This is a genomic window from Clostridium nitrophenolicum (genome assembly GCF_055391695.1).
In genome coordinates, this window is the sequence record NZ_AP042469.1 from 5,206,753 (window position 1) to 5,226,139 (window position 19,387).

A 19,387-nucleotide genomic window follows, 5' to 3' on the forward strand; every position below is an offset into this window, starting at 1 on the left:
GATTTGATTGTGAAATTTTAAACTATTTAGCATAAGCTAAAGTAGTTATTGTTCCAATTGAAACATCTCCAACTACAGCTAAGTCTTCCGCAGAAAAATAAAATGGAACATTGCCATTAAATAATATTTGTGATGAAGGCGGGAACTCCTCATCTCCTCCCCATAGAGCAAAAGTTACATATATATTATTTAAAAATTCAAATTTATAAGCTATATCCCCCATATCTACTTTTTCTGCTCCAATTTTTTCAAATACATTTTTAAACTTTTCTAGGTTATGTCCAAAGGTTTTTGCTAATCTTAAAAGACATCTGCCATAGAAATTGTTATAGTACATATTTCCACCATCAACGTCTCTGTAGGTTATACTTTTATCTAATGGAGCAACTCCCTTTGCATTCATCAAATATCTTAATACTAATGTTTTAGGTGCATATTTTTCTATTGACCTTCCATCTTCTTTTAATACTTCTCCTGATGAATATTTTACTATTATATTTTCTCCCATCAGTCTAACTACAAATTGTTGTTTTTCTTTATTATATATACATCCAGTATTTTGTTCCATTTCCTCAGGATTAAAGTTTTTAAATATACTTTTGTTATATTCATATGGTATTTTATCTTTTCTCTTTTCTTCTATTGCAACTCTATCCATAACCACTTTTCATCCTTTCTATGATTAATATGCACACCCTGAGTTAGCTCATGTTGTATCTAATTTTCATCAGGAATGAGGGTAATTAATTTTATGCAACATGAGCTTAAACAGGTTTCTATTTTATGCTAAATATGCTTTTGAGCTTCTAATAACATTTCATCTGCCTTTTCCATATATTCAATTGCTTTTACAATATAAGTAGATGTTTCTGTTCTATCCATAGTTCTTGCTTTTTCAACCCATTCTTTAAAACTTTCTTCGTGAGATTTATTATGATCAACCCAATGATGTAACAAAACTTTTAATGTTTTTTCTTCCTTAGTTAGATTATCAGCTACTGCTGCTCCACACTCATGATTATGTCCTTGTCCACAACAATTGCTGTGCTTATGATCATGTTCTCCACTATGATCGTGGTCATGTGAATGAACATGACTATGTCCATGTGTATGTTCTTCTGTTCCATGACTATGTTTGTGCTCATGTTGATGCTCATGCTCATGTGAATGAATATGGCTATGTTCGTGATTATGTTCATGTGAATGTTCTTTACTCATAAAAAGTACCTCCTCATAAGTTATATATTTATTTAACTTTTTCAATAATTATTTTGTGCTCTAAAAGTCTTACTTCTTTTAACATTCCTTCAATTAACTTTTCCTCTCCTAAAAGGTCTGTTAACAACAATCTTCCATTTTCTTTTGGTACTACATCTACTACATAGTCCATTACTTTTCTTTCACCTTCTGGTGTAATTAAATATGCTGTTGATTCACACATTTTTGTTACCTCCTTAATAATTGTTCCACACTTGGGAACTTTTCAATATCAGTATGCGGCAAAAAGCACGCAGATACAAATTCATCCATATACCCTGGCTCTACACTAAGTTCAACATAAGTCATATGATTTGCTACTTCCTCTAATTTACGTCTTGCATCTTCACTCATTAAGGTTAAGTAACATCCCATTAAAGAACTATTACCTATATAAGAGATTTTATTTTGTTCTATATCGGGAAGCATTCCTATCTTTATAGAGTTTCCTATATCTAAACTGTTGCCTATACCACCTGCTATATAAATTTTGTCTATCATAGTGAAGTCCATTCCAAGTCCACTTAGAAGAGTGTTGACTCCCGAATAAATAGCTGCCTTTGCTCTAATAAAATTATCTATGTCAACTTCCGTTATGGCAATATCTTTTTCCAATTTATATTCTTCTTTAAATACTATTACGTATTCGCCAATTCCATGTTCGTCAAATCTTACTCTTGATGTTCCTAGACCTTTAACAAGTTTTCCCCTTCTGTCAATTAGTCCAGATAGCATCATTTCACATATCAAATCAATAATTCCTGAACCACAAATTCCTGCTGGCTTTTCATTTCCAATCACACTAATTTTAGGTTCATAAGTGTCTCTTTCAATTTTAACTTCTTCTATTGCTCCACCTGCTGCTCTCATCCCACAGCTTATTTCTCCACCTTCAAAGGCAGGACCCGCAGAACAAGCACAGGTCATTAAAAATTCTTTGTTTCCAAATACAATTTCACCGTTAGTTCCTAAATCAATAAAAAGTATATTTTCGTCAGATGCCCATATACCTGATGCTAGTACTCCAGCAGTAATGTCGCCTCCAACATAACTTGCAACAGAAGGTACTAAGTATATAAAGGTTTCTGAATTAACTGTTATTCCCAATTCAGATGCTTTTATAAAAGGTGATTTTACAAAAGCTGGAATATAAGGTTCCATTCTTAAGTAATCAGGATAAACTCCTAAAAATAAATGGGACATTGTAGTATTTCCTGCAGCTATAAAGGATACTACCTCATCCTTTGATATACCGGAATCTTTATACATTTTTCTTAAGAGTGGATTTATAGTTTCATTGATTATTGCATTATTTAGCTCTTCAAGTCCATTTCCTCTTGTTGAATATATTATCCTATTTATAACATCTGCACCATATTTTATTTGTGCGTTCCCTGAAGATGCCTTTGCTACAAGTGTACCGCCATATAAATCTACTAAACAGGCTGCTACAGATGTGGTTCCAATATCTAGTGCTACACCATAGAGTCTATCGGTAGTATCGCCTTTTTCCATATTAATTATAGTAGTTTTACCTTCACCTCTTGGTATATGCGTTATAGTAACTTCAAAATCAGCTTCCCTTAGAAGTTGAGATATCTTTCTAAGCATAGGAAGTCTACAAAATACTTGACTATATCCTAAGTGATTTCTTAAATGTCTTTTAATTCTCTCAAAATCAGATATATTGTCATCTAATGTTGGAGAATCTAGTTTTATAAAATCCTTTTTTACATATGTTTTGAATTCCATTCCATTCTCTGATAACTTCTGCTTTGATTTTTCAAATATTTCATGTTCTCTTTTACCGGATAGATCTTCAATTTTCATACCATGCATAGCTGACGATGCATTAGAAGGAACCTCAATAACTACATCTTCTATCACCTTTGAATTACAAGCTAAAATATATCCTTCATTCCACTCTTCATCCTTTATATGCCTGTTTTTTTCAGTATCTATTTTTCCTTCAAGAATTTTTACCTTACACTTTCCACAAACACCATTTCCATTACAAGGAGCATCAATAAATATTTCAGCTTTTCTAGCAACTTCTAATAGGTTTTCTCCATTTTCTACTACTATCTCCCTGTTTTGTGGAACAAATTTAACTCTTAGCATATTTTGTAAATACCTCCTTAAAAAAAACTTTCTCGGTTAAATTACCGAGAAGTTTTTTTCTACTTTAAGCCTGATTCATATCCAGAAGCATTTAATAAACTTTCAAGCTCCCCTTTATCGCTTACTTTTACTTTTACTATCCAAGCATCATAAGCATTTTCGTTTATATATTCAGGTTCGTCATCTAACTTTTCGTTAACTTCCAAAACTTCTCCTGATATAGGAGCTATCAAATCTGAAGCTTTCTTTGAGGACTCAACTACTCCAAAAGCTTTTCCTTGAGCTATTTCTTCTTCTACTTCTGGCATCTCTACAAATAATATTTCGCCAAGTTGATCTTGTGCAAAATCACTTATTCCTATATATGCTACATCACCATCTATTTTAGCCCATGTATGCTCACTGCTATAATATAATTCACTTGGAAAATTCAATATTAACACCCCTTCTTTTAACTTTAACTCGTAATATAAAAATTTTGTGACGCAAAATTTTTATTAGAGGACAATTGACAGAGGACTGAGGACAGTGATTGTCCTCTGTCAATTATTTATTACATTATTGGATCCATTTCTAATGCTGGATGTCCTTTTTCTTGTAAGAATGCTAGAACTGCATCTGAATCTGTAGCTATAGTTTCATCGCAAATTCTATCTACGAAATTGTCTATATCATATAATTCTTTAGCAGTAGCATTTAGTTTATCAGCTACAAAGTCTTTTAATTCTTTTGGCATCCAAACTATTCTTTCTATTCCACCTTCTGCTCTCATGAATTTCTTTGATGGAATAAATGATCTTCCATGTCCCATAAATCCTGGAGTTTGTACTCCACCGCCTGTCATTGACGCAAGTTCTCCAAATGTCATTCCAAGCGGAGTTACAGCACCAAATTCTCTGTTAACTATTACAACACCATTAGCTTCTGGCATTATACCTGTAATACATTCGAAACATCCACAGGAAGTCATTGGGCTATTTAATATACTATATAATGTAACTTCATTTACTGCACCTTGAGAACCTTTTGAAACAGCTTCATTTACTCTTTCCCAAATACCGTAGTTTTCATCAACTACACCTTCTTTTGGTACTGCTTGACAAGGTCCTGTTGGGTTTAATTCAAGTGTTGCTTTAGCATCTAACCATGAAACTGCACCGCATAGACCAAGTCTTTCAGGAGTAACTATACATATATGAGCCGGAGCAAATGATTGACAAAGGTTACAAGTATAGAATGTATCAACTTTTTCATCTATTAAGTTGCTAAGTCTTTCATCTCTTTCAGCAAATCTTGGCATAGCAAGTTTGTCTTTTAATTCTACAGTCTTATCTGGATCAGTTATTATAGTAATTTCACACTTATCTACAACTGAACCAAATTCATCTAACATCTTAGCATATACTACTTCACCAAAGTGTTTTAATCTGAAACCTTTTTCGAAAGCTTCCTTACCAATTCTTAACCAAGTAAGATTTCTTTGTCCAACGTGCATTACACCTTCGATATAGTTTAAGAAGTAGTGAAGTCTTCTTTCTAGAACTGGTTCGAAGTCTTTTTGCATATTAGCTCCTGCTACCTTAATAAGCATTCCTAAAGGCATTCTTCCTGGAGCAGTTGTTATGCTATCTATGTCTGGTCCTATTACTTCTATTTTATGATCTTCAACTTCACCTGCTTCAGCGCTCATTACTAATTCCCAACCTTCAGTCTTACCGCCACCGAACTCAGCAAACATGTCGTTCTTTCTTATTCTTTCACCTTCGAATGCTGCTGCAAATGCAACTGGTATTGGAATTTCAGTAACTTTTATCTTTATCTTTCTAGCTTCAAGAGAAGTTTTAACTACTTTATCATAATCTTTTTGAGTTAATAACAATGTAGGAACTTCTGTTACAGTTTGATCAGTTATTACAGGGAATCCAAGTGCTATAGCACCTGCACCACATGAAACTACAAGTTCGCTTAATGGTCCAACTGCATTTACAAAAGCTGGCACTCTATCAGAGCAATACTGAAGAACTTCACCTAAACTACCTGGCTTAATTCCTCCGAATATTAAAGCAGCTCTTATAGCAAAACTTACAATATGAATTACTGAAGTAACATCGTATCCAAGAGGTACAACTCTTAGATCAAGACCCATTTTAACGTTACCTTCTATAGCTTGATCTATTACTTTACCAACTAAGCAAGTAAGTAATCCTTTTGATTGATAATCTTTTATAACTTTTGCTGCAGTCTCAGCATCTGGAAATTCTCCAAGTACAACTGCTACACCTGGAACGTCTCCAGTAACTAGTGGTACCCCAAATGAACGGATTATTGGGTCTGATATAAATCCTGCACATGGTTCTGAATATGGAGCATCTGAAAGCACGTACTTAGCTGCTTCAATTATTTCTGCTGCAACAGCTGTAGCTAATCCTGAATTTAATGCTTTATCTAGCATTTCTTCCTCTACTATTAAGCTTCTAACTATGTCTAAAGCGCCCTCTAATTCTGCTACTGTTGTAATCTTCTTTCCTGTAGCAGCATAGATTACTGGTAACGAATATGCTGTATCAGGGAATGTAACCTTACAATCTCTGCCTTTTTCTTCAACCGCCTTTTTAACAATACCTTCAGCAGCTGCTAAAGCTTGTTTTGAACCAGTGAATATAGTTTGAAATAAATTCATTTTTTAGCCCCTCCCTAAATTAAAAGTTTATGTTAATTTTATAAGTCCAAATATGAGTCAGCGTATAAAACAGCTCCGTTTACAACGTCACAAGTTTTAATAGTTTCCATTAGTCTCTTGTCACAAGGATTCATGATTGCGGAAGTAAGTCCACATTGCATAGCCATAGCTGCATAAGTAGCATCCATTATTCCTCTTATTTCTTTTGGAGCTCCGTTTGATACGTTGCTTAACCCACAACAAGTTCTAAGTCCCATTTCGCTTATCATTTTAATAGCCTCTAAAACTTCTTTTTGTTTATCTTGCATTCCTTTTATAACTAAGAATAGAGGATCAAATAATAAGTCTGTTGGATCCATTCCAAGTCCCATAGCTCTTTCAAGCATTTCTGTGCAATATGCTATTCTTTCATCGTTGTCTCTTGTTATACCTTCTTTCGCACATAAGGCTATACACATAGCATCATATTCTGCTGCTAAATCTATATTTCCAATTCTATCGCCAGCATCAGCTGAATTTATGATTGGCTTTCCTTTTGTTCTATTGTAAACTTTAAGTCCAGCTTCTATAGCTTTCTTATTTGTTGTATCTAATGCAAGTGGAACATTATCAAATTCTTTTTGAAGTAATTGAACTCCCCACTGCATTAATTCTTCTCCACCTTTTTCAGCTGGTCCTATATTAAAATCTAAGTAGTGAGCACCTGCATCTAATTGCTCTTTTGCTCTTTTAAATATTTGCTCTGGATTTCTTTCCTCTATAGCCTTTCTAATAGCTGGTGATATACAGTGAATTCTCTCACCTATAATCATAAACTTTTCCATTGATAAATGCCCTCCCATTTAATGTTTTATTTTTTATTACATTATTTTATTCAGCATTATATTTATATTGAGAATCAGAGATACCAACCCTAATTCTCAATTTTTGTTTATTATTTACCAGCTAACTCTTTTAAGAACTTAGGAATAAACATAGCTTCTGTAGTTCCAACTACGATTTCCCATCCTGGTAAGTTCTCTTCTAAGTCACCTTTTAATACAGCAACTTTTCCTGGAAGTATAAGTTTTCTGCTCTTAACTTTTTCTTCTACTCCACTTTCTTTTATAAACTTAGCTATGCTGCTAGCTGTAAATTTACCCGCAGCCCATGATGTAAGAACTGAGTATCCTCCAGCATCTGGAATAGCCATCCATACAGGTACTTTTGATCTTTCAACTTCACCTGATACTATGAAGTAAGTTAGAGCAAAGTCAACTGTACATATTAATGGAGAATTTTCATCTGGATTATTTACTCCATATAAACCTGGTTCTACTCTCATTGGTTTTTGTGGATCAGTAAATATGTTTTGTCTTATTCCGTATAGAGGTAAAGCTCTTGCATAGTCTATATCGCTTAGAACTATTATTGAACCATACTTCATTGTGAATAATGTAGATAACGCTATTTCCATAAATTTATCGCCTTTAGCAAGTGTATCTACAAATAAAATTGAAGGGTATCCGAATGTTCTATCTTGTCCTTGAATATTCATTCTTCTTATTTGTACTGTGTTTTCAAATGCTTCTTTAATTGAAGTTGAAGCTGGATCAAGAATTAAATTCTTATATCCTAATTTTTGGATTTCTTCAACTAGTCCATATAAAGCTTCTAAGTTGTCAGCTTTTACTCCTAAAGCTAAGTTATCAGCCTTAACAAGTTCAACCATTTCCTTATAGTTGTCCTTATTAGCACCATAAACTATAGGATTTTCAGCTTTTACTAATTCTAAAGCTTCTTTAACAACTGCAGCGTCTTCACAAATTAGTATGTAAGCTACCTTTAACCCGCTGTCTTTTACTTTTTTAACTAAAGCAATGAATTTGTCTTTATTGCCAGCATATTTTAATGCAGCAAATTCAACCCTCATATCTTCACCGATTCTCACATAATCAACATCTTTCATATGTTGAATCTTTGTATCTATTTCAGCATCATCCATAGAGTCTGATAATAATACTGCAAATCTATTTCTATTAACGAAAGTTTTTTCATGACGGAACATTACAGTTTCTCCACCGAGTTTGTACTCAGTTTCACCTTTACCAACTGTTAAAGTCTTCATTAATGGTGCTGTAGCTTCTGATAATTTTTCTATAGCCTCTGAGCTCATATGAGGACATTTTCCTATTTCTACAGCTCCAGTAGCAACTTTCATTGAAAAAGCTAAACAAGTTGGAAATCCACAATCTTTACAATTCTTTTTAGGTGTTAATTTAAATATATCTAATCCTGTTAAAGCCATTTTTAATCCTCCCTTATCTAATCCCAGTAAATTTTTAAATTTATTATGCTAATAATTCATTTATAAATTTCTTAATTGTTTCTACTGATTTTGGGTGACGTAAGATTACTGCATTTGATCCTGATACTAATACACCTGATGCAGTAGCTACTTCCATTCCTATACCTCTTTCTTCTTGACAGCCCCATTGTGGTGAATCTTTTTCTAATTCAATTGATTCTTTTACCTTCCATGCATCAAATGAAACAGGTGTAATTATAGGAATTTGTAAAGTTTTATCATCTTGTCCTAATGCTGCAAGTCTTATTCTATCTAATGTTGAGATAACATACTCATAACCATATCCAGCTGCTGCACATCCAATGTTGTCAACTATCTTATCATTAACAACTCCTAATTGGTTAACTAGTATATTCATTTGTTTTGCAAGGTTTATATCAACTGAAGATTCAGCTCCAATTTTATGATTGTAAGCCATAGCACCTGCTGCTGCTACAGTTTTGTAGTTATCTTCAACAGCTGCAAGTAAAAGTACATTATGTCCGTCTACTGCTTGCGCAACTTTTTCAAATAACTTAGCATCTTTCTCATGGTTACCTGTTCCTGCAATTACAAGTGGAGTCTTAACAGCTTCAGCTACAGCCTTTGCAGTTGCTGCACATTCTTCTGCAGATCTATTTAATCCATTTGGATCTGCGCTATCTAACTTTAAGCAAATAAAGTCTGGTGAATATTTTTCTTCCACAAATTTTGCCCATGCAACAGGATCATTACATACATCTTTATAAAGCTCTTTTAAAGCATCTATCCACTCTTCTGGGAAAATATCTGAAATTTCCATACCAACTTTTTGAGTGTTTCCTACATTTCCATCAAAAGAATAGAAAGATAGTACATTTTCACCGCCTAATTTTATAGCCTTTTCTCCAGTTCCTATTTCTACTTCACAAATCTTACCTGAAAATTTCTGTGCTGATTTTTTGAACATAGCTTAATGCCTCCTTAAATTATTTTTTTAATGCTATTTTAGATAAAATATCATATAGTGCTTTTTTAGATAGAGAGTCCTCAGGCATTTCTACTAGTGGCTTACCACTAGTATCATACTCGTATACCATAGGATCCATAGGCACAACTCCTATTAAATCTAATTGTTGATTCCTAATTTCCTCCATTGTACCTTCGTTTAATTTGCCATCTGGCGCTCTATTAACTATCAAGTAAACCTGCCCAACATTTAATTTTAATTCGTCAATTAGCTGCCTTATTCTTCCTACAGCTTGAATTCCTCTTCTGGAACAGTCACTTATTAAGAATAAAGTATCTATTTCTTCAACTACCTTTCTACTTAAGTGTTCCATTCCAGCTTCATTATCTACAACAAGATAATTATAGTTTCCTGATAATGAATCTATTTGAGTTTTTAATACCCCATTTACATAACAATAACAGCCTGGCCCTTGGGATCTTCCCATTACAATCAAGTCATAACCGTCTCCTTCAGTTACAGCAGTACTTAATTTATATTTTAAGTAATCTGCCTTTAACATTCCTCCTGGGAAGTTATCTTCAAGTGATCTTTTGCTGGCATCTTCTCTTATCTCACCAATAGTTTCCTCAATTTCTACACCTAATACTTCATTTAAATTTGCATTTGCGTCGGCATCAACTGCAAGTATAGGTCCCTGACCCTTTTTCACAAGGTAATCTATTAAAAGACCTGTTAAAGTAGTTTTTCCAGTGCCGCCTTTACCTGCTACAGCTATTTTATATCCCATAGTTCAACCTCCTCCTATTGCTATGCATAGGGGTAACCCCTATGCTGTTACTCTACTGAATGAACACATTGTTTATGAACATCATGAAGTGCTTCCATAATTCCTTCACATAAAGTTGGATGTGGATGAATTACTTCACCTACCTGTTCTGCTGTTAATCCAAGCTCACAAGCTAGTGTTAACTCGCCAAGCATATCTGATGCACGTTCTCCGATTATAGATGCTCCAATAATTACATCCTTTTCATCTGTAATTACTTTTACAAATCCCTGGAATTTGCCCATAGCTTGAGCTTTTCCAAGACCTCTAAAATCGAATTTTCCTACTTTATAATTGATGCCAGCTTCTTCAGCTTGCTTTTCCTTCATACCAACAGAAGCAACTTCTGGTTCTGTAAATATACAGCCTGGTACAGCTTTATAGCTAACTTTTTTCTTCTTATCTAATACAGAATTTTCTACAGCTACAATACCTTGTCTTGAAGCCACATGAGCTAAATCTGGACTTATAGTTAAGTCACCTATAGCATAAATGCCTTCTACACTGCTTTCTAAATACTCATTAACTATTACTCTACCTCTTTCTGTTTGTATACCTAACTCTTCTAGTCCAAGGCCATCAGTATATGGTCTTCTACCAATAGCTACAAGCATCTTTTCTGCTTCTACTTTTTTACCACTACTCAAAGTTGCAATTACTTTGCCATCTTCAACTTCTACAGTTGAGATACCATCACCTACAAAGAATTTTAATTTTTCTTGTTTAAAGCTTCTTTGCAATATCTTTGCTACATCTTCATCTTCAAGTGGTAATAGTTGTGGCAGCATTTCTACTATTTTAACTTCAGTTCCAAGTCTATTTAGGAACTGACCTATTTCACAACCAATTACACCTCCACCAACAACAATTATTGATTTTGGTTGTTCTTTAAGATTTAAAACCTCATCAGAAGTCATTACATTTTTGCCATCATAAGGAAGGAATTTTGGAACTACTGGTACAGAACCTGTAGCAAGAATTATCTTGTCAGCTTGTATACTCTCCTTTGTTCCATCTTCCTTTGTAACTTCAACTTCTTTATTACTTACTAATTTTCCTAGACCTCTTACAAGTTTTACTCCCTTGCTTTCAAATAAGAATTCAATTCCTTTTACAAGCTGAGTAACTACCTTTTCTTTTCTTTCTATTATAGTTGTAAAATCAGCTTTTATATCTCCTTCGATTTGAATGCCATATTTTTTAGCTTCTTTAACTGTATTTAATATGTCTGAACAAGCAAGTAGGGCTTTTGTAGGTATACATCCTACATTTAGGCAAGTTCCTCCTACTTTGCCTTTTTCAACTATTGTAACTTCTGCACCTAACATAGCTGCTTTAAGCGCAGCTACATATCCCCCTGGACCTCCCCCAATAACAACTAACTTCATTTCAATCGCTCCTTATTTTATTTTTACAATCCCGCTTCATCTAGTATCAATGGAACATTTTCCTCAGCACCAATTGCCATTATATGAACTCCATCACAAAGACCTTGTTCCTTAGCTTGTCTTATAAACTCTCCGGATATTTTTATTCCTTCTTGAATTTTATTTTCTGCACTTTTCATTCTTTCGATTAATTCATCTGGAACATAAATTCCTGGAACATTATTATTCATATATTTTGCCATTCCTGCTGATTTTAGCGGAATTATACCAACCATAAGCTTAGCATCTAAATGTTTAGTCTTCTCTCTAAAATCTCTTAATGTATCTATATCATATACGGCTTGTGTTTGAAAGAATTTAGCACCAGCCTGTATTTTCTTTTCCATTTTCAATATTTGCAATTCTACAGGATTATATCTTGGTGTTACACAAGCACCTAGATAAAAACTAGGAGTTCCATTCAATTCATGGCCTGTCATATCTTTTCCACTTGATATGGTAGATGCTACCTGAAGTATACCTACGCTATCTAAATCATAAACTGGTTTAGCTCCTGGATGATCTCCTGTCATAGTGTAATCACCAGTTAAAGCCAAAACATTCTCTATTCCAAAAACTCCTGCAGATAAGAGCTCTCCCTGAATTGCTATTCTATTTCTATCTCTTCCTGTAATTTGAAGAACAGGCTCTAATCCTGAATCTTTTAACACTTTACATGTTGCCAAGGATGTTGCCTTTAGTGTTGCAGATTGGAAATCAGTTACGTTCACTCCATGGGCTCTTCCCTTTATAGCTTTAGCACATTCTATTAAGTGGGAAAAATTTATACCCTTTGGAGGCGCCATTTCCGCTGTAACTGCAAACTCTCCTCTTTCAAAAGCATCTTTTAATAGGCTCATTTCTAATCCCCCTTAGATTATTCCTTGTCTCTCAAGTCTACTTTTCTTGGATGTGCACAAATTGCGAAATCTCTTGGTTCTCTTATTTCCATCAAGTTATCAAGTCTGTTTTGATCTTTTAACTTGTTATATATAAGAATCCATGCACAATCGTTGTTATGATCAACTTCGCACTTTCCATCTCTCGCTCCACCACAAGGTCCATTTAAAAGTCCTTTTGCACACATTGTTACTGGACATATTCCACCTGACCATGCAAGCTGACAGTTTCCACATGCCTTACAAGCTTCTGCATATTGTCCTACTCTTTCTACTTCACCTATAAACATTGTATTATTAGCAGGATAAACAGGTATACTTGTAAGCTTTGCAACAGTTTGTGTTCCATCTCCACAAGCTAATGATAGAATTGCATCAGCTTCTTTTAACTCTTCTTTAAAGGACTTTAAATCTTTTTTTGTTTTTAACAAATTACAAGAAGGATCTAATATTTTATATCCTAATACTGTTTTCCCTTTCTCTTCTAACTTCGCCTTCATTTCTAAGGCTTCCTCTTCTCCACCTACCTTACAAGTAGATGCACATAAAGAACATCCTGTAATTATAACTTTTTCACTACCATCTAAATATTCAAGTACTTCTTCAAACGGCTTTTTTTCTGAAATAATCATTCTTATTCCCCCATCATACCCAATGCTTATAGGTTATTTTGTAATTTGCATGCTTTTACAACATGTTGTGCAAGTATTGAAGTAGTAACTGATCCTACACCTGCTGGAACTGGTGTTATCATTGAAGCTTTTTCTGTACAGTCTCCTGTATTAACGTCACCACACAAGTTTCCTTGCTCATCAACATTTATACCAACATCTATAACTACAGCACCCTCTTTAACATAGCTTGAGTCAATCATTTTAGCCTTACCAATTCCAACTACTAAAACGTCTGCTTCTGAGCATACTTTAGGCATATCTTGAGTTCTTGAATGACATATAGTAACTGTAGCATTTTCATTTAAAAGAAGCATAGATACTGGCTTTCCTACAACCATTGATCTTCCAATAACTACAGCTTTTTTACCTTTCATAGGTACATTATAATGTTTTAATATTTCGATAACTGCTGACGGAGTACATGGCGCATATCCTGTAGAATCGTTTTCCATAACCTTAGCCACGTTTACTGGACTAAAGCAGTCAACATCTTTTTCAGGTGCAATAACATATTTGATAACACTTTCATCAAGTTGTTTTGGGAAAGGTCTAAAAATTAGAATTCCATGAGTTGATTTATCTTCGTTTACTTTTTTAAGTTCTTTTATAAAATCTTCTTGTATTATATCTTCAGGGAGCTCTACTACTTGTGTCGCAATTCCAATTCCATCACATCTTTTTAAAGCCCCTCTTTCATAAGCCAGGTCACTTCCGTTTGCTCCAACTCTTACTATTGTAAGCTTCGGAGTAATACCCTTTGCCTTTAATTCTACTACTTCCTTAGTTAACTCTTCGCTTATAGCATCTGCAACTGGTTTTCCTTTAATTATTTGACCCATACTTACTATCTCCTTCATATAAAAATTCGGGATTAAAATTTAAGACAATTTCTCTTCGGAAGAGGATAATCCCTCTTCCGAAGATTATCTTTATTTAGAAAGTGCTTTTACCACTTTCGCATAAACTTCATCAGCTATTCTAACACCCTCTTCAACTAGAGGTTCTGTCGCTTTTTTAACCTTATCAACATATTCGCTATCTTTTATTGAATTTATGTTGATTATTACATTTAATTGAGCTCCATATATTGCAGCTCTTAAGCATTGCACACCTACTCCAACATCGCTTATTGCAAGCATTGAGCAGTTATCTACTAAATCTTCATGTAATTTTATAGATTCATAAGCTAGCTTAACTATCGCTACTGGAACTTCACATGCATCTTTTAAACACTTTTCTAAGGTTTCCTCTTTTAATTTCTTCTCTTCCTCAGTGTCTTTAGGCATTCCATAAGCTTTTGAAAGAGGTAGGAAGCATTCTGCATCTGCGTCTATCATTTTTAATAGCTCTTTTTGGAGCTCTTCTGCTCTGTTTAATATACCTTTAACCTTCTCTTCAAACTCAGCAAATTTTTTCTTGCCTATAGTTAGATTACACACCATACTTCCAAGTGCCATTCCTATTGCACCAGTTAAAGCTGCTGCACCACCACCACCTGGAACTGCGGCTTTAGAAGCAAGAACTTCTATAAACTCTGTACTAGTCTTATCTGCTAGTTTCATAGCCTTGTCCTCCTAAATCTTAGAATAATCCGCTTATTACTCCGCTTTCGTCAACATTTATTCTTTCAGCTGCTGGAACTTTAGGAAGTCCTGGCATTTTCATTATTGAACCAGTTAATGCAACAACAAAGCCTGCACCTGCTGAAACTGTTACCTGTCTTACAGTTACATTAAATCCTGTAGGTCTTCCAAGTTTAGTTTGATCATCAGTTAATGAGTACTGAGTTTTTGCCATACATATTGGAGTTTTTCCAAAACCATTCTTTTCTAAGTCATCAATTTCTTTGTTAGCTTGATCTGTAAATATTACATCATCAGCTCCATATATCTTTTGAGCTATAGCTCTTATTTTATCTCTTATTGGAAGTTCAGAATCATAAGCGTATTGGAATTGATTTTCGCCTGCTTCTATTAATCTTACAACTTCTTTAGCAACTTCAACTCCACCTTCTCCGCCTTTTGCCCAAACTTCAGAAAGTTTAACGTTAACGCCTAATTCCTTACACTTTGTTTCAACTAATTTCAATTCTGCTTCTGTATCAGTTGGGAATGCATTTATTGCTACTACTGCTGGCAATTTATATACCTTAGTTATATTTTCAACGTGTTTCAATAAGTTTGGAAGTCCTTTTTCAAGAGCTTCTAAGTTTTCATTATTTAATTCAGCCTTTGGTACTCCTCCGTTGTATTTTAGTGCTCTTACTGTAGCAACTATTACAACAGCATCTGGTTTTAATCCAGCCATTCTACACTTAATGTCTAAGAACTTTTCAGCTCCAAGGTCAGCACCGAATCCTGCTTCTGTAACTACATAGTCAGCAAAATGAGTAGCCATTCTTGTAGCCATTATTGAGTTACATCCATGAGCTATGTTTGCAAATGGTCCACCATGTACAAATGCTGGTGTTCCTTCAAGTGTTTGAACTAAATTTGGTTTTAAAGCATCTTTAAGTAGTGCAGCCATAGCACCGTGAGCATTTATTTGTCCAGCTGTTACTGGAGCTCCACTTCTTGTATAGCCTACAACTATTCTAGCTAATCTTTCTTTTAAATCATTTATATCAGTTGCTAAACAGAATATAGCCATTATTTCTGAAGCAACAGTAATGTCAAATCCATCTTCTCTTGGCATTCCATTTGCTTTTCCACCCATACCATCAACAACAAATCTTAATTGTCTGTCGTTCATGTCAACGCATCTTCTCCAAACAATTCTTCTTGGGTCGATATCTAAAGCGTTTCCTTGATATATATGGTTGTCTATCATTGCAGCTAAAAGGTTGTTTGCTGCTCCTATTGCATGGAAATCACCTGTAAAGTGAAGGTTTATATCTTCCATTGGAACAACTTGAGCATATCCGCCACCTGCTGCTCCTCCTTTTACTCCAAATACAGGTCCTAGTGAAGGTTCTCTTAATGCAACTATTGTATTTTTACCTATTTTTGATAAAGCATCTGCTACACCTATTGATGTAGTAGTTTTTCCTTCACCTGCTGGTGTTGGATTGATTGCTGTACATAATATTAACTTACCATTTTTTCCTGGCGTTTTCTTCAAAAGATTGTAATCTACTTTTGCTTTATATTTTCCATAAAGCTCAATATCATCTTCTGTAAAACCTAATTTAGAAGCTACCTCCCTAATGTCTTGCATTTTACATTCTTGTGCAATTTCAATATCTGACTTAAAACCCATTTTAGAATACCCCCATCTCTAATTTTTCTTTTATTTTTTTAATCTCCTGTACAGTTTCATTACTGCAATCATATGGAGATTTATTAACCCTATCAGAACTTCCCACAGTTTCACGATAATGTATAAATCCGAGACAGACATCTGTATCTATATTTTCAAGTACATATTTTTTATCTTCTTCATTTTTAATCTTATTTGCTACTACAAAAACTTTCTCTATCCCTAAGTCCTTTGCAAGCTTTTTTACATGTTTATATGTTTGTATACTTCTTATTCCGGGTTCTACAACAACAATGAATACGTCTACCCCCTGAGCAGTACCTCTTCCTAGATGCTCTATACCGGCTTCCATATCCATAATCACAATATCTTTATTTTGAAGAATCAAATGTGATGTAAGTTTTTTTAGAAGAACATTCTCTGGACAAATACATCCAGTTCCACCTGTATCTACTGTTCCCATTGTTAAAAGCCTTACACCATGATGTTCCTTACAATATCTTTCTGGAATGTCATCAACCTTTGGATTTATCTTAAACATTTTACCAAAAGATCCTGGTGTAGAGTTTGTTCTCTCTGCTACTAGTTTCTTCATTTCTGATATAGGAACAATTTCGTCAATTAACTCTTGAGGAAAACCTAGTGCTAAGGCTAAGTTAGGATCTGGATCCCCATCCACAGCTAAAACATTATACCCTTCTTCTGCGTATATTCTGCTCATTATAGCCGAAAATGTAGTTTTTCCTACTCCGCCTTTTCCTGTGATAGCCATTTTCATTTTCATATGTAGTACCTCCTTTTGTGCCGCCAGAACTGTTATGTGTAGCTTGCTATAAAAAACTAATATTTAATCATAATTTATCTCAAAATGATAACAAATTAGAGTTTGTTATCATTTTGAGTTATTTTTGGTATCATTTTGATATTTTAGTTCTAGAAATGTTAACTTTACACTGTTTTATATTTGGCATAACTTTTGCTTATAAATTTAGTGTAATATTTATATTCCTAACTTTTTACGTTTTTCGTTAACTCTAGCAACTATTTGCTCAACAGTTTTATGTGGATCTGGTTCTACAAAGAATTTAGCTCCTACCCACTCTTCTATTCTATTAGTTAAGATATCCACAACTTCTGGACCACCTGTAACTGGAGGAACTACTCCAAGCCATGTGTCTATACCTGAAGTTACAACATAAGTACCTATTGCTATAGCTTTTTCTGACATATACTCTGGAGCTACACCAACTACTGGTAAGTCACTCATGTCTACACCCAAGTGATTTGCAGTTGTTCCAACTAACTCTAAAATACGGCTTATATCTACGCATGATCCCATGTGAAGTACTGGTGGTATATCTACTAGCTCGCATACCTTTTTAAGTCCTGGACCAGCAAGTTCTCTTGCTTCTTTTCTAAGTAATCCGTGTTTAGCTGCTGCTTGAGCTGAACAACCAGTTACTACTACTATTATATCATTTTTAATCAAACCTTTTATTACTTCAATATGTCCTTCATCATGAACGTTCTTTGGATTGTTACATCCAACTACACCTGCAGCTCCTCTTATAACTCCTGCAACTATTACATCTGCTAGAGGTTTTGCTGATTGCATTGGTCCTATATGAGAGTTAACAACTCCATCTAATTTATTTAATATTTGTTCAACACTATATCCAACTTCTGCTTCAGATTTAAGCTCTGGTATCATAACCTTGCTTCTATCTCTATTTTTAAAGTTCATTATAGCTTCTGTTATTATCTTCTTAGCTGATCCCATTCTATCTTCTTCATCTAACTCTATAAAAGTTGATCCTTTAATACGAGCTTTTGGTGAAGTTGTTATGAATTTAGTATGATAGCTTTCTGATAATTTAGCTAATGCAGGGAATATACATTGTACGTCAACTACTAAAGCTTCAACAGCTCCAGTTACTACTGCTAATTCTTGTTGCATAAAGTTACCAGCTAATTTAACTCCATGTCTCATTGTAGCTTCATTAGCTGTACAACACATACCACAAAGGTTTATTCCATCTGCTCCTACTGATTTTGCTAATTCAATCATTTCAGGCAATTCAGCCGCTGCAACTATCATTTCTGAAAGAGTTGGTTCATGTCCATGTAATACTATGTTTACTTGATTATCTTCTAAAACGCCTAGGTTAGCTTCAGTATGTCTAGCTTTTGGTGTTCCAAACATAATATCACTGAATTCTGTAGCCATGTATGATCCCATCCAACCATCAGTTAATGAACATCTCATTGCTATTTTAATCATACTTTCAGCATCTGCAGTACAACCTATATGGCTTGCATGCATTACAGAAGCTATTTCTCTATCAACAGCTCTTGGATATATGCCTAAATTTCTCCATATTTCTCTTCTCTTCTCTGGAAGTGTCGGTGGTAGGCAAGGCTCTCCAAATTGTCTTCCATAATCTTGTAAACCTGTTGCTGCAAGCTCATGAGCTATTTCATATATATCTCTACCTTCAGTTTTTACTCCAAATCTCGCTGCAACCTTCATTAATTTCTTTTCATCTTTAACCTTTATGTCTCCATCTGGACTTGTATGGTATAAATCTAAGCAAATGCTTCTACCATGGTCTGAGTGAGCTGCTGTACCACCTGCTACCATTCTAGCATAGTTTCTGGAAACGATAACATCTGCTGTGGCACCACAAATACCTCTTTCTGCACCTTTACCTGGAACTGGGCTTACCCTACAAGGTCCCATGGTACAGTTTCTACAACATACACCAGCAGCACCAAATCCACAAGGTGCTTTTAGAGCTTCTTTTCTGTCCCAAGCTGTTTCCACCCCGTCTTTTTTAGCCTTATCAAGCATGTCCAACGTAGTTTTGTCAATTGAAAGTACTTTTTCACTCATTTTTAATATTCCCTCCTTACCAAAACTAACTCTATTATAATTGAAGAATTAGTTCCTTATTCTTACCTAAAACC

The 19,387-nt window shown here is 34.5% G+C and carries 18 protein-coding genes; all 18 read right to left on the reverse strand.

Features of this window, described 5'->3' with window-relative positions; translation table 11 throughout:
• Positions 1 to 22: 22 nt before the first annotated feature.
• Entirely contained in the window at positions 23 to 658 is a 636-nt protein-coding gene (locus tag ACZ5N4_RS24705; RefSeq protein ID WP_464205232.1) for a DUF3786 domain-containing protein, read from the reverse strand.
• A gap of 128 nt (positions 659 to 786) precedes the next feature.
• Entirely contained in the window at positions 787 to 1,218 is a 432-nt protein-coding gene (locus ACZ5N4_RS24710; RefSeq protein WP_464205234.1) for a DUF8180 domain-containing protein, read from the reverse strand.
• Between the two features lie 28 nt (positions 1,219 to 1,246).
• The gene (locus ACZ5N4_RS24715) at positions 1,247 to 1,441 is read right to left on the reverse strand and encodes a CooT family nickel-binding protein (RefSeq protein WP_464205236.1); all 195 of its coding nucleotides are present in this window, start codon (positions 1,439 to 1,441) and stop codon (positions 1,247 to 1,249) included.
• A gap of 5 nt (positions 1,442 to 1,446) precedes the next feature.
• Positions 1,447 to 3,378 carry a corrinoid activation/regeneration protein AcsV gene (acsV, locus tag ACZ5N4_RS24720; RefSeq protein WP_464205238.1) on the reverse strand — a complete coding sequence of 644 codons (1,932 nt, stop codon included), beginning with the start codon at positions 3,376 to 3,378 and terminating at the stop codon, positions 1,447 to 1,449.
• 59 nt (positions 3,379 to 3,437) lie between these two features.
• Positions 3,438 to 3,812, reverse strand: coding sequence for a glycine cleavage system protein GcvH (gene gcvH / locus ACZ5N4_RS24725; protein ID WP_464205240.1), 375 nt, complete (start codon positions 3,810 to 3,812; stop codon positions 3,438 to 3,440).
• A 119-nt stretch (positions 3,813 to 3,931) separates the two neighbouring features.
• Positions 3,932 to 6,058: an acetyl-CoA decarbonylase/synthase complex subunit alpha/beta gene (acsB, locus tag ACZ5N4_RS24730; RefSeq protein WP_464205241.1), complete on the reverse strand. Its 2,127-nt coding sequence runs from the start codon at positions 6,056 to 6,058 to the stop codon at positions 3,932 to 3,934.
• Positions 6,059 to 6,096: 38 nt separating this feature from the next.
• On the reverse strand, positions 6,097 to 6,882 hold the full coding sequence (acsE, locus tag ACZ5N4_RS24735; protein WP_464205243.1) for a carbon monoxide dehydrogenase/acetyl-CoA synthase methytransferase subunit: 786 nt from the start codon (positions 6,880 to 6,882) through the stop codon (positions 6,097 to 6,099).
• Between the two features lie 110 nt (positions 6,883 to 6,992).
• Positions 6,993 to 8,345 carry an acetyl-CoA decarbonylase/synthase complex subunit gamma gene (acsC, locus tag ACZ5N4_RS24740; RefSeq protein ID WP_464205244.1) on the reverse strand — a complete coding sequence of 451 codons (1,353 nt, stop codon included), beginning with the start codon at positions 8,343 to 8,345 and terminating at the stop codon, positions 6,993 to 6,995.
• Positions 8,346 to 8,388: 43 nt separating this feature from the next.
• The gene (gene acsD, locus ACZ5N4_RS24745) at positions 8,389 to 9,333 is read right to left on the reverse strand and encodes an acetyl-CoA decarbonylase/synthase complex subunit delta (protein ID WP_464205246.1); all 945 of its coding nucleotides are present in this window, start codon (positions 9,331 to 9,333) and stop codon (positions 8,389 to 8,391) included.
• A 19-nt stretch (positions 9,334 to 9,352) separates the two neighbouring features.
• On the reverse strand, positions 9,353 to 10,123 hold the full coding sequence (locus tag ACZ5N4_RS24750) for an ATP-binding protein (RefSeq protein WP_464205248.1): 771 nt from the start codon (positions 10,121 to 10,123) through the stop codon (positions 9,353 to 9,355).
• 47 nt (positions 10,124 to 10,170) lie between these two features.
• Positions 10,171 to 11,550, reverse strand: a complete 1,380-nt coding sequence (gene lpdA / locus ACZ5N4_RS24755; protein ID WP_464205250.1) for a dihydrolipoyl dehydrogenase — start codon at positions 11,548 to 11,550, stop codon at positions 10,171 to 10,173.
• 23 nt (positions 11,551 to 11,573) lie between these two features.
• Positions 11,574 to 12,449 (reverse strand): methylenetetrahydrofolate reductase, encoded by an 876-nt coding sequence (locus ACZ5N4_RS24760; RefSeq protein WP_464205252.1) that lies wholly within the window; start codon positions 12,447 to 12,449, stop codon positions 11,574 to 11,576.
• Between the two features lie 17 nt (positions 12,450 to 12,466).
• Entirely contained in the window at positions 12,467 to 13,120 is a 654-nt protein-coding gene (locus ACZ5N4_RS24765) for a methylenetetrahydrofolate reductase C-terminal domain-containing protein (RefSeq protein ID WP_464205254.1), read from the reverse strand.
• Positions 13,121 to 13,146: 26 nt separating this feature from the next.
• Positions 13,147 to 14,001, reverse strand: a complete 855-nt coding sequence (locus ACZ5N4_RS24770) for a bifunctional 5,10-methylenetetrahydrofolate dehydrogenase/5,10-methenyltetrahydrofolate cyclohydrolase (RefSeq protein ID WP_464205256.1) — start codon at positions 13,999 to 14,001, stop codon at positions 13,147 to 13,149.
• Between the two features lie 90 nt (positions 14,002 to 14,091).
• Positions 14,092 to 14,724: a cyclodeaminase/cyclohydrolase family protein gene (locus ACZ5N4_RS24775; protein ID WP_178908512.1), complete on the reverse strand. Its 633-nt coding sequence runs from the start codon at positions 14,722 to 14,724 to the stop codon at positions 14,092 to 14,094.
• 19 nt (positions 14,725 to 14,743) lie between these two features.
• On the reverse strand, positions 14,744 to 16,420 hold the full coding sequence (locus ACZ5N4_RS24780; RefSeq protein WP_464205259.1) for a formate--tetrahydrofolate ligase: 1,677 nt from the start codon (positions 16,418 to 16,420) through the stop codon (positions 14,744 to 14,746).
• Between the two features lies 1 nt (position 16,421).
• Positions 16,422 to 17,198 carry an ATP-binding protein gene (locus ACZ5N4_RS24785; RefSeq protein WP_464211043.1) on the reverse strand — a complete coding sequence of 259 codons (777 nt, stop codon included), beginning with the start codon at positions 17,196 to 17,198 and terminating at the stop codon, positions 16,422 to 16,424.
• Between the two features lie 222 nt (positions 17,199 to 17,420).
• Positions 17,421 to 19,313 (reverse strand): anaerobic carbon-monoxide dehydrogenase catalytic subunit, encoded by a 1,893-nt coding sequence (gene cooS, locus ACZ5N4_RS24790; protein WP_464205260.1) that lies wholly within the window; start codon positions 19,311 to 19,313, stop codon positions 17,421 to 17,423.
• Positions 19,314 to 19,387: the final 74 nt, after the last annotated feature.